The organism is Salinicola sp. RZ23, assembly GCF_003206675.1.
In the GTDB taxonomy this organism is placed as follows: Bacteria; Pseudomonadota; Gammaproteobacteria; order Pseudomonadales; family Halomonadaceae; genus Salinicola; species Salinicola endophyticus.
Genome location: NZ_PZJK01000027.1, coordinates 13712 through 27266, shown reverse-complemented (window position 1 = coordinate 27266; position 13555 = coordinate 13712). Strand labels below are relative to the sequence as shown.

At 63.7% G+C, this 13555-nt stretch carries 15 protein-coding genes and 1 tRNA gene; 8 read left to right on the top strand and 8 right to left on the bottom strand.

Translation table 11 applies throughout. The features are described 5' to 3' along the window. The first annotated feature begins 116 nt into the window (after positions 1-116). Both DOM67_RS19485 and nspC read left to right on the top strand, forming a co-directional pair. Positions 117-1316 carry a saccharopine dehydrogenase family protein gene (locus tag DOM67_RS19485; protein WP_110678941.1) on the top strand — a complete coding sequence of 400 codons (1200 nt, stop codon included), beginning with the start codon at positions 117-119 and terminating at the stop codon, positions 1314-1316. A gap of 22 nt (positions 1317-1338) precedes the next feature. After that, positions 1339-2517 carry a carboxynorspermidine decarboxylase gene (nspC, locus tag DOM67_RS19480; RefSeq protein WP_110678992.1) on the top strand — a complete coding sequence of 393 codons (1179 nt, stop codon included), beginning with the start codon at positions 1339-1341 and terminating at the stop codon, positions 2515-2517. Positions 2518-2792: 275 nt separating this feature from the next. Here nspC and DOM67_RS19475 read toward each other — a convergent pair whose 3' ends face one another. The 3 genes from DOM67_RS19475 to DOM67_RS19465 all read right to left on the bottom strand — a co-directional run bounded on the left by DOM67_RS19475 (position 2793) and on the right by DOM67_RS19465 (position 4630). Next, the gene (locus tag DOM67_RS19475) at positions 2793-2975 is read right to left on the bottom strand and encodes a hypothetical protein (RefSeq protein ID WP_110678939.1); all 183 of its coding nucleotides are present in this window, start codon (positions 2973-2975) and stop codon (positions 2793-2795) included. Beyond that, complete coding sequence (locus DOM67_RS19470) at positions 2972-3220, bottom strand: hypothetical protein (RefSeq protein ID WP_110678937.1); 249 nt, start codon at positions 3218-3220, stop codon at positions 2972-2974. Before DOM67_RS19470 ends, DOM67_RS19475 begins: the two co-directional genes overlap by 4 nt. A 477-nt stretch (positions 3221-3697) precedes the next feature. Further along, positions 3698-4630 (bottom strand): LysR family transcriptional regulator, encoded by a 933-nt coding sequence (locus tag DOM67_RS19465; protein WP_110678936.1) that lies wholly within the window; start codon positions 4628-4630, stop codon positions 3698-3700. A gap of 177 nt (positions 4631-4807) precedes the next feature. Between DOM67_RS19465 and DOM67_RS19460 the strand changes: the two genes are divergently transcribed. After that, complete coding sequence (locus DOM67_RS19460) at positions 4808-5443, top strand: hypothetical protein (protein ID WP_110678934.1); 636 nt, start codon at positions 4808-4810, stop codon at positions 5441-5443. 217 nt (positions 5444-5660) lie between these two features. Here the strand turns inward: DOM67_RS19460 and DOM67_RS19455 are convergent, their stop codons facing one another. The 4 genes from DOM67_RS19455 to hmpA all read right to left on the bottom strand — a co-directional run bounded on the left by DOM67_RS19455 (position 5661) and on the right by hmpA (position 9247). Then, complete coding sequence (locus tag DOM67_RS19455; protein ID WP_035475974.1) at positions 5661-5864, bottom strand: cold-shock protein; 204 nt, start codon at positions 5862-5864, stop codon at positions 5661-5663. Positions 5865-6367: 503 nt separating this feature from the next. Next, positions 6368-6619, bottom strand: coding sequence for a hypothetical protein (locus tag DOM67_RS19450; protein ID WP_110678932.1), 252 nt, complete (start codon positions 6617-6619; stop codon positions 6368-6370). 196 nt (positions 6620-6815) lie between these two features. Next, complete coding sequence (locus DOM67_RS19445) at positions 6816-7889, bottom strand: nitronate monooxygenase (protein ID WP_232825324.1); 1074 nt, start codon at positions 7887-7889, stop codon at positions 6816-6818. Between the two features lie 134 nt (positions 7890-8023). Beyond that, positions 8024-9247 (bottom strand): NO-inducible flavohemoprotein, encoded by a 1224-nt coding sequence (gene hmpA / locus DOM67_RS19440; protein WP_110678928.1) that lies wholly within the window; start codon positions 9245-9247, stop codon positions 8024-8026. A gap of 116 nt (positions 9248-9363) precedes the next feature. On the opposite strand from hmpA, the gene DOM67_RS19435 reads away from it, so the two are divergent. The 4 genes from DOM67_RS19435 to DOM67_RS19420 all read left to right on the top strand — a co-directional run bounded on the left by DOM67_RS19435 (position 9364) and on the right by DOM67_RS19420 (position 11561). Further along, entirely contained in the window at positions 9364-9801 is a 438-nt protein-coding gene (locus tag DOM67_RS19435) for an Rrf2 family transcriptional regulator (RefSeq protein WP_110678926.1), read from the top strand. Positions 9802-9910: 109 nt separating this feature from the next. Next, entirely contained in the window at positions 9911-10525 is a 615-nt protein-coding gene (locus tag DOM67_RS19430; protein WP_110678924.1) for a LysE family transporter, read from the top strand. 9 nt (positions 10526-10534) lie between these two features. Further along, positions 10535-11356: an AraC family transcriptional regulator gene (locus DOM67_RS19425; protein ID WP_110678922.1), complete on the top strand. Its 822-nt coding sequence runs from the start codon at positions 10535-10537 to the stop codon at positions 11354-11356. A gap of 128 nt (positions 11357-11484) precedes the next feature. Next, positions 11485-11561, top strand: a tRNA-Arg gene (locus DOM67_RS19420). A 171-nt stretch (positions 11562-11732) separates the two neighbouring features. Here DOM67_RS19420 and DOM67_RS19415 read toward each other — a convergent pair. Next, complete coding sequence (locus DOM67_RS19415) at positions 11733-12326, bottom strand: LysE family translocator (RefSeq protein ID WP_110678920.1); 594 nt, start codon at positions 12324-12326, stop codon at positions 11733-11735. Between the two features lie 145 nt (positions 12327-12471). Between DOM67_RS19415 and DOM67_RS19410 the strand changes: the two genes are divergently transcribed. Continuing rightward, the gene (locus DOM67_RS19410; protein WP_110678918.1) at positions 12472-13014 is read left to right on the top strand and encodes a TetR/AcrR family transcriptional regulator; all 543 of its coding nucleotides are present in this window, start codon (positions 12472-12474) and stop codon (positions 13012-13014) included. Positions 13015-13555 lie beyond the last annotated feature (541 nt).

Sequence of the window (13555 nt, the reverse complement as noted above, 5' to 3'; positions counted from 1 at the left end):
AGGACCAAGACCGGGGTGGCATCGGGTCGGGGTGCGCTGAATCTGCACGACAGATGAGTTGCCCACTACCGATAAGACCTTCCACTGTTGACTTTTCCCGATCTGGAATCGAACTCATGAGCAAAGTCCTGATTATTGGCGCCGGTGGCGTCGGCGGTGTCGTTACGCACAAGTGCGCGCAGCATCCCGAGGTGTTCACGGAAATCTGCCTCGCCAGCCGCAATGAAGCGAAGTGCAAGGCAATCGCCGAGCAGTTGCCGCGTTCCATCCAGACCGCCCAGGTCGACGCCGACGACGTGGAAGCGATCGTGGCGTTGATCGAGTCGTTCAAGCCGGACGTCCTGATTCACGTGGCGTTGCCGTATCAGGATCTGACCATCATGGAGGCGTGCCTGCGCACCGGCGTGCCTTATCTGGATACCGCCAACTACGAACATCCGGACGAAGCCAAGTTCGAGTACAAGGAGCAGTGGGCGTTCCAGGAGCGCTACCAGAAGGCCGGCAACATGGCCACGCTGGGCTGCGGCTTCGACCCCGGCATGACCAACATCTACTGCGCCTACGGCCAGAAGAACCTGTTCGACGAGATCCACCGCATCGACATCCTGGATGCCAACGGCGGCGACCACGGCTATCCGTTCGCCACCAACTTCAACCCGGAGATCAACATTCGCGAGATCACCGCGAATGGTCGCTACTGGGAGAAGGGTGAGTGGATCGAGACCGCGCCGCTGGCCGAGAAGCGCACCTTCGACTTCGACGGCATCGGTGAGAAGGATCTCTACCTGCTCTATCACGAAGAGCTGGAATCGCTCTCCCAGAACATCAAGGGGCTGGAGCGCATCCGCTTCTGGATGACCTTCTCCGAGAAGTACATCACGCATCTGAAGGTGCTCGAGAACGTCGGCATGACCAGCATCGAGCCGATCGAGGTCGACGGCGCCCAGGTTTCGCCGCTGCAGTTCCTGAAGCGCGTGCTGCCGGACCCGGCTTCGCTCGGCCCGCGCACCAAGGGCAAGACCAATATCGGCGTCATCCTCGACGGCATCAAGGATGGCAAGCGGCGCAAGGTGTACATCTACAACATCTGCGACCACGAGAAGTGCTACGCCGAAGTTCAGTCCCAGGCAATCTCCTACACCACCGGCGTGCCGGCGGTGACCGGCGCCATGCTGATGCTCGAGGGCATCTGGAAGGGTGATGGGGTGTTCAACGTCGAGCAGCTCGACCCCAATCCGTTCATGGAGCGCATCGGTGAGATGGGCCTGCCGTGGCAGATGGTCGAGCTCGATCCTGACGCCGACCCGCTGGCCTGAGTCCGGGGCGATGGCTGATTCGATGAGTGATCCCACGCACGCGACGCCGGCGGAGATCTGCGGCTTCGATATCCACGCCTGCCCGTCGCCGGCCTACGTGGTCGACGACGCGCGTCTCACGCGGAATCTGGAGCTGCTGGCGCGGGTCCAGGCCGAGAGCGGTGCCAAGGTGCTGCTGGCGCTCAAGGGCTTCGCCATGTGGGATACCTTCCCGCTGGTGAGCCGCTATCTGGTGGGGACCACCGCCAGCGGGCAGGACGAGGCGCGTCTCGGCGCGGAGACCTTCGGCGGCGAGGTGCACGTCTACTCGCCCGCTTTCACCGCGCCGGAGATGGAGGTGGTGCTGCGCTACGCCGACCACCTCAGCTTCAACTCCCCCGGCCAGTGGCTCCACTTCCGCGACACCGTCGCGGCGGCGGCGCGGCCGGTCTCCTGCGGGCTGCGGGTCAACCCGGAGCACTCCACCGGTGAGGTCGCGCTCTACGACCCCTGCGCGCCGGGCTCGCGTCTCGGTACGCGGGCATCCGAGCTGCGTCCGGGCGATCTCGAGGGGCTGGAAGGGCTGCACTTCCACACCCTGTGCCAGCAGAACAGCGATGCGCTGGAGGCGACCCTGGCGGCGTTCGAGACCCGGTTCGGTGAGTATCTCGGTGGGCTGCGCTGGGTCAACTTCGGCGGCGGGCACCACATCACCCGTGCCGACTACGACTTCGCGCGGCTGGTTCGGGTGATTCGCGAGTTTCGCGCGCGCCATCCGCATCTCGAGGTCTATCTGGAGCCGGGCGAGGCGATCGCGCTGAATACCGGCTTCCTGGTCGCCACGGTGCTGGATATCGTCGACAACGACGGCCCCATCGCGATTCTGGATACCTCTGCGACCGCGCACATGCCCGACGTGCTGGAGATGCCATATCGCCCCGAGATTCTCGGCGCGGCCGAGCCGGGCGCGAAGGCCTACACCTATCGCCTGGGTGGGACGACCTGCCTGGCCGGCGATGTGATCGGCGACTACGCGTTCGACGCGCCGCTCGCCATCGGTGACCGGCTGGTGTTCACCGACATGGCCCACTACACCATGGTCAAGACCACCACCTTCAACGGCATTCGTCTGCCGTCGATTTGTCGGGTCGACGCCGAGAGCCGCGAGGTACGCACGGTCAGGACCTTTGGTTACGAGGACTATCGCCAGCGCTTGGGTTGAAGGCTGGCGTCGCCAGGTGGTACTCGACAAACCCCGCTTCGGCGGGGTTTTTTAATGTCTGGAAACCAGGCACCCGGGCCAAAAGAGCAGCGAGAAGGTAGTGAGAAAGTGGAGAGGGGATAGCGAGAAAGTGGAGAGGGTGCAGCGAGAAAGTGAAGAGAGTAGCGAGCATAAAAAAGGCCGCCGAGACGGGGGAGGCGGCCAAAGGGCTTGGACAAAAGGACGAACGAAGAGCGCCAGTGAAGGCTGGGCGGCGGTGTGCCCGGATCATCGGCTCACACCGCGACCGGTCTACTCTCGCTCAGTGCGGCCACCGCGTTATCGGCACGGCGCGACTCGTAGCGATGCGCCGTGCACTGGGCGCAGCGCAGCTTGCGCGCCTCGCCCGGCCCCGAGGCGACGTAGAACTCGCGAAAGCCGCAGATCAGACACGGCTGTTCGAGATGTACTCGACTCATGCCGAGCGCAGCGCCGCCGGGACATCGTTGAGCGCGCGGCTGGAACGTGCCATCTGCAGGATCAACCCGCGTGACAGATTGAGCGCGTGCATGGGGTAGGAGACACCGTGGGTATCGGCGTAGTGGCCGCAGGTATCGATGAACTCACCGCAATCGGTGCAGGTGATTTCGTCCCAGTCGTGGGCGGTATCCGGGGCGATGGCGTGCTGACTTCCACAGCGGGTGCATGAGATCTGGTATTTCATGACTTCCCTCCTTGGCGCTGAGAGTGGACTTCCGGTGTCCAGGGGGTCGGCTTCCTTGCCGGTCGAGACAGTGCGGCTTGCCGCGCTGACATTGCGGACGTCCTGTCCGTATGTTGCCCCCTGAATTTGGCATAACCCGTAAAGCTGTACAAGAATTTTTTTAAGTACAACTCTGGGTCAGATTGTGCGATCTGTGTTCTTTCACGGCAGGGCAGAGCACGGCATCTTTGCAAGGCAGGTGCGGCGCTGGTTGTGGGCCATTAGCGATGGGGTGCTCGATTCACCTGTCATTCACGCTAATGCGCGATCTTTGCATGCCGATGACAGGCTGATGTCATCCCGCGGGGCGCACTCAGGCATGCCACTGCGGTGTCGCGAGGCAGAGTGGCGTCAGGAGCGGGGATCGCTGCCGAAAGCGTGGCGATGTCGGAGGTGATGTCAGGCTAAAGCGCCGGGAGGCGGCCCCGTAATAAGGTCTCAGGAGAGCGGCGCTGGCGGGGCGCCGAGCGGCCCCATCTCACCGCTCAGGATGGTGTCCAGCAGCTCCTGGGCGCAGCCAGGCAGCACGCCTTCGTCACGGATCAGCAGGGTGCGCTCGCGGTAAGCCCAGGCGTCGCCGAGATGGCGCACCTGCAGCTTCATGCTGGCCTGATAGCGCAGAGCGCAGGACTCGGGAATGATCCCCACGCCGACCCCGGCCTCGATCATGCGGCAGGCCGATTCGAAGCCGAACACCTGAATACGCACCGGCAGCGGCAGGCCGAGTTCTAGCGCCTTCACCTGCAGGAAGTGAAACAGCGTGCTGCCTTCGTGGAGCCCGACATGGGGGAAATCGAGGGCATCCTCGAAGGTCACCGACTCGCGGGTCGCCAGCGGGTGCTCCCACGGCGTGGCCAGGACCAGCCGGTCGCGGCTGAAGGGCAGCGAGCGCAATCGCGGCGGCACCTCCATACCCACCATGATGCCGAGAACCCCCATGTCGGCGGTGCCATCGAGCACGCCGCGAATGATATCGCTGGTCATGCGTTCCTGCAGATCGACGGTCACGCCGGGCCGGGTGGCGAGAAACTCGGCCAGCACTTCGGGCATGAATTCGATCACCGCGGTGGTGTTGGCGAAGATGCGCAGATGCCCGCTGGCGCCATCGGCGTAGGCGGAGAAGTCGCTCTTGACCCGCTCCACCTGGCGCAGAATCAGGCGTGCATGGCGTAGCAGCCGCTCCCCGGCGGGGGTCAGCTCCACGCCCTGGGCGCTGCGATAGAACAGGCGGCTATCGAGCTGCTGCTCGAGAGTCTTGATTCGCCCGCTGACCGCGGCGGTGGAGAGGTGCGCGCGGCTGGCGCCGGCGGTGAGGCTGCGGGCCTCGGCGACGTGAACGAAGATACGGAGATCGGCGAGATCGAAATGCATGGCGCTACGCGTCGCTGGGGAGTGACAGGGCTGACGAGTATAGCGCCGTGGCGGGCGGGCACGAAATGTCACTGGCAGTGCCGGGGGCAGCGCTTGCCAAAGGACCACATAGGTTATCGTAGGGCTCGATGCCCAGGCTCTAGAGTGGCGGCTCTTTCATTCAGGAGGTGCCGATCCATGGAGTGGTTCGCACAGAACAGCCGGGCAATCACCGCCGTGAGCAGCTTGTTCACGCTGTTCGTCTGGGTCTTTTATGCGCAGATTCTTTACCGCAATTTCGCGCGCACTCGACGGCCCAGGCTCATCATCAATCGAGGCCATGGCAACGGTCTCGGGGCGCGCTGCTTGATCAGCAACATGAGTTCCGAGCCGATCTTTCTCGAGCACGTGATCGTTTCCCTGCACACCAGCGAAGGGTGGTTGACCAAGGATCTGATCGACGAAGAGGTCGACTCTCTGCGCGAAGTGGAGTCGGACAGCCAGCAGCTCTCCAGCCAGGGACCGATGCTCTCCGGCAGCTTCAGCCATATCGGCACCTTTCGCGCGATCATTCAGCAGATCTGCCGCAACCATGACCTCGACTTCGCCCAGGGGCAGACCAGCAATGGTGCCACGCTGCACCATCTCGATGTGCGGGTGGTGGCGATCTACGGCAGCGAGGATCATCCTATCGGTGCGGCTCGTCGCTTTCGTATGGTGCAGAAAGACGAAGAGGACACCTGTGTGCTGGTGCCGGTATCCATCGATACCAAGCGCTATGCCAGCCGGCTGCAGCGCTGGCGGGTACGTCAGTGGATTCGTCGCCTCGACTGAAGCGGGGGATCGTGCGAGCGGGTGATATCAGAAGAGAGGGTATGGGATGACGCCTGAGACTACCGCGTGTATTGATCGGGGTCGGGGTCGGGGTCGGGGAAGGGCGAGGTTCGAGCGGGAGAGTGGGCGGATGGCAATATACCGCCCAAACGCAACGAAGCCCGCAGATGCGGGCTTCGTCGGTGCTATCTTGCGCCGTAGCGCAGGGCTAGCGAGATCAGAGCGGCTTGATGTTGGAAGCCTGCAGACCTTTTTTGCCTTGAGTCACGTCGAAGGAGACTTCCTGGCCTTCCTGCAGCGACTTGAAGCCGCTCGCTTGGATTTCAGAGAAGTGCGCGAACAGGTCGTCGCCGCCTTCAGACGGAGTGATGAAGCCAAAGCCCTTGGAGTCGTTGAACCACTTAACGGTGCCAGTTGCCATGTGTCGAATTCCTCAATACGTGAGCTTGCGCTCAAAAGTTGCCGGGTAATACCCGAATTAGTGGGCAAAACAAGGGGATATAACCAGGCTACCGATTGACTCGACTGCGACTGACAATATGCGACTTGCTACCTACCTGCCTCAGGGTGCGGCTTTGGGCCTGAAGTGTCAAACGATATTTGCGCTGAGGCGTGAAAATACCGGTCGATACCCGCGCAGGTCGCGATACCGGGGGCGAGCTGCCACCACTACTACTGCGCTGCGCAGGGGGATAGAGGCCATGCACGCTCAGCGCGTGGCACCTGCATGGCGGGCAGTGCGCCGCCCGCCAGAGAGAGGGTGTGCGTCAGAGGCGCCATGTGCCCCAATGGTGGCAGCGGGGCGCGAGCGCCCCAGCCGGCGATGGGCGTTGCAGCGCTCGCAGACTGCCCGCTCGGGTGCCAGCGAGACATCGAAACGATCATGACCGCAGACCCAACACCTGACATCGAGACGTACAGGGTTCACGCCGCCGCTCCGGTAATGCCGATGAAGCTGGCATCGCCCGGCTTCTCGCGGGCCATACGCACCAGCGTCTCGACGGAGAGGCTCAGTGTATGCAGGCGATGGTTGCGCGAACCGAAGGTGGCGTTGTGATCGCGTGTGGCGATGAAATCGCCGCAGCCGACACAGGTGATCTCGTCCCAGTCCTGGGCGGTGTCGTTGGAGTGGCCTTGGGTATGACCACAGCGGTGACAGGCAATGTCGTGTTTCATTGGGGGCCTTCCTCGGCATCCAGCCGTCGGTCTTCCTGACCGGCGGTACTTAAAGGTGGCAATCCTTGCCAGGCGGTTCCAGCATCCGATGCTGATTCCAGAGGCCGCAATCCTTGCGGCGCAATGTCAGAGTGGCACACTCCCAAAACTTGTACAAGTATAATTAGGAGTACAATTTGTGCAGAGCTGGAAAAGCCTAGCTGCCGTTGGCCTGGCGCCACTCTCCGGCAATCTCCTCGATCAGTGTCGCCGCGGGTAACGCTCTTGCCCGGGCGGCCTCGGCGCCCGCCCACTGGGCGCCATAGGTGTAATCTCCGCTGGCCTTGGCGGCGGCATCCAGCGCCTTGCCCAGATCATAGGCACAGGGGTAGGCGGGGATCTCTTCCGGGCGGGCGTCACGTGCCCAGGCAGTAAAGCCGTTCTCCAGGCAGCGAGCTGGGCGCCCGGAAATCGCACGGGTCATCACGGTTTTACCACCCGCCGCCAGGCGCCCGCGGTGGGCCGGGTCGGCGGCGCTCTCCGGGCAGCCGATAAAGGCGGTGCCCAGCTGTGCCGCGCTGGCCCCCCAGGAGAGTGCCCGGGCGATGTCCGCGCCATCCATCAAGCCGCCCGCGGCGATGATCGGTAGCGTGGATTCCGCGACCAGTCGGCGCGTGAGCACTTCGGTGGATAGGCGTTCATCCCCGGCGTCGGGGTCGAAGATGCCGCGGTGTCCACCCGCCGACCACCCTTGGGCGATGATCGCATCGAGCCCGCTGGCGGCGATCCGACGCGCCTCGTCCAGAGATGTCGCGGTGGCCAGCAGCAGGCAACCGGCACGGCGCAGCGAGTCGATCTGCGCCGCCGATGGTAGCCCGAAGTGGAAACTGACCATGGCGGGGCGGGTTTCCAGCAGCACCTCCAGCATCGCTGGATCCAACTGAAAAGGGTGGTAGATCTCTTCCAGCGCTGACGGCGGCGAGCTGCCGAAGGTCTCGAACAGCGGCCGGGCGCGCTCGATCCAGCGCGATTCGACCCCGTTATCGCGTGCCGCCGGTGCGTGGCAGAACAGGTTGACCTGGAAGGGGCGCGCGGTGAGCGCCTGGGTGCGGAGGATCGCCGCCCGAGCCGCCGCCGGGGTCGAGGAACCCAGGCCCAGTCCGCCAAGCGTACCGGCATTGGATACCGCCGCCGCCAGCTCGGGGGTCGCCATGCCGGCCATGGGGGCCTGGAGTAGCGGCAGTGTCAGCGTCTCAAATAGCGCGAGTGTCGTAGCCTGTCGTTGATTCACGGGTCACCTATGTCGCTGAGTCGTCCACCTTCACGGAGTCCTTCTCTTTTCCCCGGCCTTTCTCTTTTACCCAGCCCTTCTCTTTTACCTCGCCCTTAACCGTACATGCCGTCCTTTGCCGTAAAGGGGCGGGATTAGCTCGCCAGTACCTGGCTTGGGCCGAAGCACTCGTAGTGGCGGTTCTTCGCGCTCACGCCCTGTTCGGCCAGCAGCCGGTCCAGCGCGCGCATCATCGGTAGCGGGCCGCAAACATGGTAGCTGGCCGCCGAGTCACCGACCCAGGCGGCGAGATCTGCCGCTTCCAGCAGGCCATGCTTGATTCCGGCCACCGAGTCGGCGGGTGTATCGGCGCGCGGTTCGTCGTAACAGAGATGCAGTGAGAAGTTCGCGTGTGCCCGGGTCAGCGCCGCCAGCTCTTCACCGAAGGCACGTACACCGGCATGCCGGGCAAGCTGGATCATCACCACGCGTCGCTCTGGTGACGCGGCCAGCGCGGCGTGCGCCATCGAGATCAACGGGGTGATACCCACGCCGCCGCCGATCAGCACCACCGGCCGGGCCGGGTCTTCCGGCAGCGCCAGCCCGAAGGTGCCATAGGGCGGTGTGAGCTCGACCTGATCCTCCTCGGCGAGCGTGGTATGTAGCAGTGGCGATACCTGACCTGCCGGCTGCTCGGCGTTACCCGTCTCGTGCTTGATGCTGAGGCGGTAGGTCTCGCTGCCGGGGGCATTGGAGAGGCTGTACTGGCGCATGGGCTGGTTGCCCGCCGCATCCGTCATCCGCAGCGTCACGTACTGACCGGCAGCATGGGCCGGCAGCGTGCGGCCGTCGCTAGGGGCCAGATAGAGGGAGACGATGTTCTCGCTCTCCGCCTGGCGGCGTACGATGGTGAAAGGCCGAAAGCCAGCCCAGCCCTGAGTGTCGCGCTGCTGAGTGTAGAGTTCACGCTCGCGGCCGATGAACACCGTTGCCAGTTGGGCGTAAGCTGCCTCCCAGGCGTCGATGATCTCCGGTGTGGCGGCATCGCCCAGAACCTCCTGGATCGAGGCGATCAGATTCTCACCCACGATGGGGTAGTGCTCCGGGCGAATGGTCAGCGAGGCATGCTTGTGCGCGATCACCTCCACCGCTGGCGCCAGCGCGGCCGTATCGTCGATATGGCGTGCGTAGGCCAGGATCGCCCCCGCCAGGGCCCGTTGCTGCGCGCCCTCGCGTTGATGCGCGGGATTGAAGTAGGGCTTCACTTCGGGATTGTGCGCGAACATGCGAGTGTAAAAATGGCGGGTCAATGTCTCCCCATGAGCCTCGAGCACGGGAATGGTCTGCTTGACGGTGGCGATCTGGTCTGGACTGAGCATGGTGACTCCCCGGTGGCGGGTAGGGCTGGCGGCTGGCGCCAGTGTTTCTTAATTGGTATGTAATATACCAATTTAAATTGGAGTATCATTTACCACTTTATGACTGTCAAGCGATCATGAAACTCACCACGCACACCGACTATGCGCTGCGGCTGCTGATCTACCTGGCGATCCGAGGCGATGACATGCCCGCGACCGTGCAATCGGCGGCGGGCCACTACGGTATCTCCGGGCACCATCTGGCCAAGGTCTCGCAGACCCTGGTGCAGCTGGGCTATGTCTCCAGCCTGCGCGGGCGGGGCGGGGGCCTGCGCCTCAATCGTCCGGCCGAGGAGATCAACATCGGCGCGCTGATTCGGCAGACCGAGAACCTCGAACTGCTGGAGTGCTTCGGGCCCAACTCGACCTGCCCGATCGACCCCGCCTGCCGGCTCAAGCATGTGCTGTGGTCCGCCCAGCAGGCGTTCATGCAGGTGCTGGATGGCTACGTACTGGCGGACATGATCGAGAACCGCGAGGCGCTGCGCCTGCTGATCTCCGGCGACGGCAGCTGAGGGCACCCCAAAAAGAGACTACTGCACGATCGTTCAATACCGCCCTCTCGGGCGCCTGCACACTGGCGCTGCGTTCATGTGAACGGAACCGAGAGGTAGCGAGTCAATCATGGAGATCGTGCTGTACGCCTTTACCGTCATGTACACCCCGGGGCCGGTCAACCTGCTGGGGCTCAATGCCGGGCTCACGCGCCCGCCGCGGGAGAGTCTGGGGTTCTTCCTCGGTGTGGCCCTGGCGATGTTCGTCTGGTTCGTGGTGATCGGTTTCGCCGGGCAGCTATTCGTGGTCCAGCGGATGCTGCCCTATATCGCCTTCGCCGGTAGCGCCTACATTCTCTATCTGGCGTTCAAGGTGTTCCGCGCGCCGGTGTCGCTCGATGCGCAGGCAGCGCCCGCCGCCCGGCTGGTGTTTCGCGATGGCTTTCTGATGCAACTGCTCAACCCCAAGAACTCGCTGGTAGTGATCCCCATTGCCACGGTGATGTTCCCGGGGCGGGGCATCGCCGGTGGCGAGCTGCTGGCGTGTTCGGCGGCCATCGCACTGGGCGGTGGCGGGGCGCCTGCGCTCTACGCCATGGCCGGCCATCTGATCGGCCAGCGTATCGCCCGGGCCGAGGTGTTCCGCCTGTGCCATCGGCTGATGGCACTGCTGCTGGTGGTCGTGGCGATCCTGATGCTGCGTGACTATGTCTGGTATAGCGATGTCTGGGCAGTACTGCGCTGAGGAGATGACATGGCAGAGGCGAAGGGGGTGATGAAGAGTGACTGGCTGATCGCATCGCCGCCATCGCGGCTGGAGCGGATCGAAGCACACTTCCAGGGGCATGCCTACGACATGCACCGGCACGACAGCTTCGCCATCGGCCTGACCCTGAATGGCGTGCAGAGCTTTCACTACCGCCGTGGCTATCGCCATAGCCTGCCCGGCACGGTGCTGGTGCTGCACCCGGACGAACCCCACGACGGCCATGCCGGCGACGCGCGTGGTTTTCACTACCGTATGCTCTATATCGAGCCGGCGCTGATCCAGAGCGCATTGGGCGGGCAGCCGCTGCCGTTCGTGGCAGGCGGGCTCTGCCGCGAGCCACGGCTTGCCTCTGCGGTGCAGACACTGCTGGCTACCCTCGACGGTGCGCTCGACCCACTGGAGGAGAGCGACGGCATCGCCGAGCTGGCCGATGCCCTCGCCGCCAATGGTGATGCCCGCCGCGGCTCGCCAAAGCGCGTGCCCGACTATGTGGCCGCGCAGCGGGTGCGAGAGCGGCTCGACGCGGCGCTGGCAGATGGCGCCTCGCTGGAGGAACTGGAAGCCCTCGCCGGCCAGCCGCGCTGGACGCTGTCGCGGGATTTTCGCGCGCTCTTCGGCACCAGCCCCTATCGCTATCTGACCCAGCGCCGCCTGGCGCTCGCCCGCCGCCAGATCGCCGCGGGCATTGGCCTGGCCGAGGCGGCGCATGCCGCCGGGTTCGCTGACCAGAGCCATATGACCCGTGCCTTCGGGCGGACCTATGGCATCTCCCCGGCGCGCTGGCGCGGCCTGCTGGGCACTCGCTGAGCGCCGGCCTGTGCGCCGCACAGCCCAAGTCGGCAGCGGTACGGCCCACAACGGGTTTATCTCGGAGAATCCGGCGCTTATACTGTGCGGCGCTTGGAAACAGCGGCGCCACGCCGTCTCGCCACCACGCCCCCGTAGCTCAGCTGGATAGAGCGGCCCCCTCCTAAGGGGCAGGTCATAGGTTCGAATCCTATCGGGGGCACCAAGTAACCTGCCTCGATGTTCAGAGAAGCGTCTGCCGTTCTCGAAAAATCATCGCTTTACGATAAGTTCTAGCCCTCGCTGTTCCGCTTCTTTGTTACCCGTTGGTCCCTGCTCGATCCGGCATACGCAGTGTGTGGGCTTGGCCATGGCTCTCTCGGAACATAAAGAGGGCTCAACTCTGTATGAAGGCCCAGGAGACAGCCCCGATCATCAGCAGGGCGAAGGTGAGGCGTAGCAGCCTGGAGAAGAGAGGGCGCTGCACGAGGGGCCGGATGGCGCCGCCGACGCACATCCAGAAGATATTGGTGAACACGGCAACCGCCAGGCAAACCCCCATGGTGGCCACATAAGCGATGGCCGCTGGTGAGATCGGTAGCAGAAACTGCGAGTAGATCACCAGTAACACCGCGTAGGACTTCGGGTTGAGCACGTTGAGCAAGACACCATCGCGCATCGTCAGGCGGGCGCCTTCGGCTGTGTGGGTGTCGAGTGGCGTGGTCGCGATGCGGTAGGCGAGGTAGAGCACATAGAGCCCGCCCACGATCTGTAGTGTCAGCTTTGCACTTGGCCAGGCTGCCAGTAGCGCCGCCAGGCCCAGGGCCGCAGCTACCATCGATATCGCCAGCCCGGTCAGAATGCCCACGTAGAGCGAGAGCGTCTTGCGCACCCCAAAGGTGGCGGATGTCGCCACGATGGTCATGGGGCCCGGCCCCGGAGAGCCGAACAACAGCATTGCCGTCATGGCGAGCGTGATGAGTGGCGACATGGGCCTTTCATCTCCGAGTGCGGTCTCTCATGACGGCAACGAGCGCAGCATGCCGCCATCTTTGGTCGGAACCGATCAGTACCGTTTGCGTAGAACGGTACTGATCATTACCATCCCGTGTCAATAACGGCAGGAGGGGGCAGCCATGCCTATACAGGCGCGTGAACGACTGATAGCGACGGCGGAAGCGCTCTTCTATCAACGCGGCATCCAGGCGGTCGGCATCAGCGAATTGATCGATACCTCAGGCGTGGGGCGTGCATCGTTCTACCGTCACTTCGACAGCAAGGAATCTCTGGTGCACGCCGTACTACGCCACCGCAATGAGAGGACCCTGGCCGCTTTGGAGGCAGCTCTTGCCGGCAGTGATGGTGCGCCTCTGGATGTGTTCGATGTCGTCGCCGAATGCTACGGGCAAGCCGACTTTCGGGGCTGTGCCTTTATCAACGCCATGGTCGAAGCCGCCGACCGGGGCAGCGAGACCCACCGCATCGCCAGAGCGCACAAGCTGGCTCAGATAGAGATCATCGCCCGCCAGCTCCGGCAAGCCGGCCACTCACCGAGCGAAGAACTCGCCCGCGATTTTCAGCTACTGATCGATGGCGCCGTCATGGGCGTACTACGCGAGGCCAATCTAGAACCGGTCGAGAGAGCCAAGCAGATAGCGGCCAGACTGTTGAGTCTGTAAGCATCGCCTCATCCGTATTGATAGTTCTCTCACCATGCCCAGCCCGCGATAGGAGCGGGGCGCGCTAGCTTCGCTGCGCGCTCCCTGGGCGAGCCTGAGCCGCGCTGATGGCCGATCTCTATCCTCGGCCAGCGTCTACCACTCCCCGCGCCAATCTCATCCTGCTACGCACGATCAGAACCCCGCCCGGCCCGTGCGCTAAAGGAGGCAGCAATTACGCAGCCTCCGACAAACCATACGATGCGCCACTACTGGTGCTGATATGAGCCTCGGGTAGAGCCAAGAATTTATCTAAATATCTGCAACATTTTCCCTAAACCAATTTCGGGAAGGACATACTCGATTGCGACATGCGACCAAATGACAGGGGCTTAGGGTGTTTCTAATTAAGACAGAAACGTGCTAAGTGTTACCGTGTGCAACTGAGGGAACGGCGATGATCGCTACTTGGGGGGGCGAATCGCGGGGGGGGGGGCCATCTGCGGCGCCGGCGCGCTTTCGACTCCCCGCCCCGCCTGCGCGCTAAATGGGTCGGTTTTGA

Coding starts and splice junctions, on each gene's coding strand:
- DOM67_RS19465 (WP_110678936.1), bottom strand. CDS start 4,630: ATGCATTTCGATCTCGCCGATCTCCGTATCTTCGTTCACGTCGCCGAG.
- DOM67_RS19470 (WP_110678937.1), bottom strand. CDS start 3,220: ATGAAATACCAGATCTCATGCACCCGCTGTGGAAGTCAGCACGCCATC.
- DOM67_RS19425 (WP_110678922.1), top strand. CDS start 10,535: ATGGCAGAGGCGAAGGGGGTGATGAAGAGTGACTGGCTGATCGCATCG.
- DOM67_RS19410 (WP_110678918.1), top strand. CDS start 12,472: ATGCCTATACAGGCGCGTGAACGACTGATAGCGACGGCGGAAGCGCTC.
- nspC (WP_110678992.1), top strand. CDS start 1,339: ATGAGTGATCCCACGCACGCGACGCCGGCGGAGATCTGCGGCTTCGAT.
- DOM67_RS19435 (WP_110678926.1), top strand. CDS start 9,364: ATGAAACTCACCACGCACACCGACTATGCGCTGCGGCTGCTGATCTAC.
- DOM67_RS19485 (WP_110678941.1), top strand. CDS start 117: ATGAGCAAAGTCCTGATTATTGGCGCCGGTGGCGTCGGCGGTGTCGTT.
- DOM67_RS19455 (WP_035475974.1), bottom strand. CDS start 5,864: ATGGCAACTGGCACCGTTAAGTGGTTCAACGACTCCAAGGGCTTTGGC.
- DOM67_RS19450 (WP_110678932.1), bottom strand. CDS start 6,619: ATGAAACACGACATTGCCTGTCACCGCTGTGGTCATACCCAAGGCCAC.
- DOM67_RS19475 (WP_110678939.1), bottom strand. CDS start 2,975: ATGAGTCGAGTACATCTCGAACAGCCGTGTCTGATCTGCGGCTTTCGC.
- DOM67_RS19430 (WP_110678924.1), top strand. CDS start 9,911: ATGGAGATCGTGCTGTACGCCTTTACCGTCATGTACACCCCGGGGCCG.
- DOM67_RS19415 (WP_110678920.1), bottom strand. CDS start 12,326: ATGTCGCCACTCATCACGCTCGCCATGACGGCAATGCTGTTGTTCGGC.
- hmpA (WP_110678928.1), bottom strand. CDS start 9,247: ATGCTCAGTCCAGACCAGATCGCCACCGTCAAGCAGACCATTCCCGTG.
- DOM67_RS19460 (WP_110678934.1), top strand. CDS start 4,808: ATGGAGTGGTTCGCACAGAACAGCCGGGCAATCACCGCCGTGAGCAGC.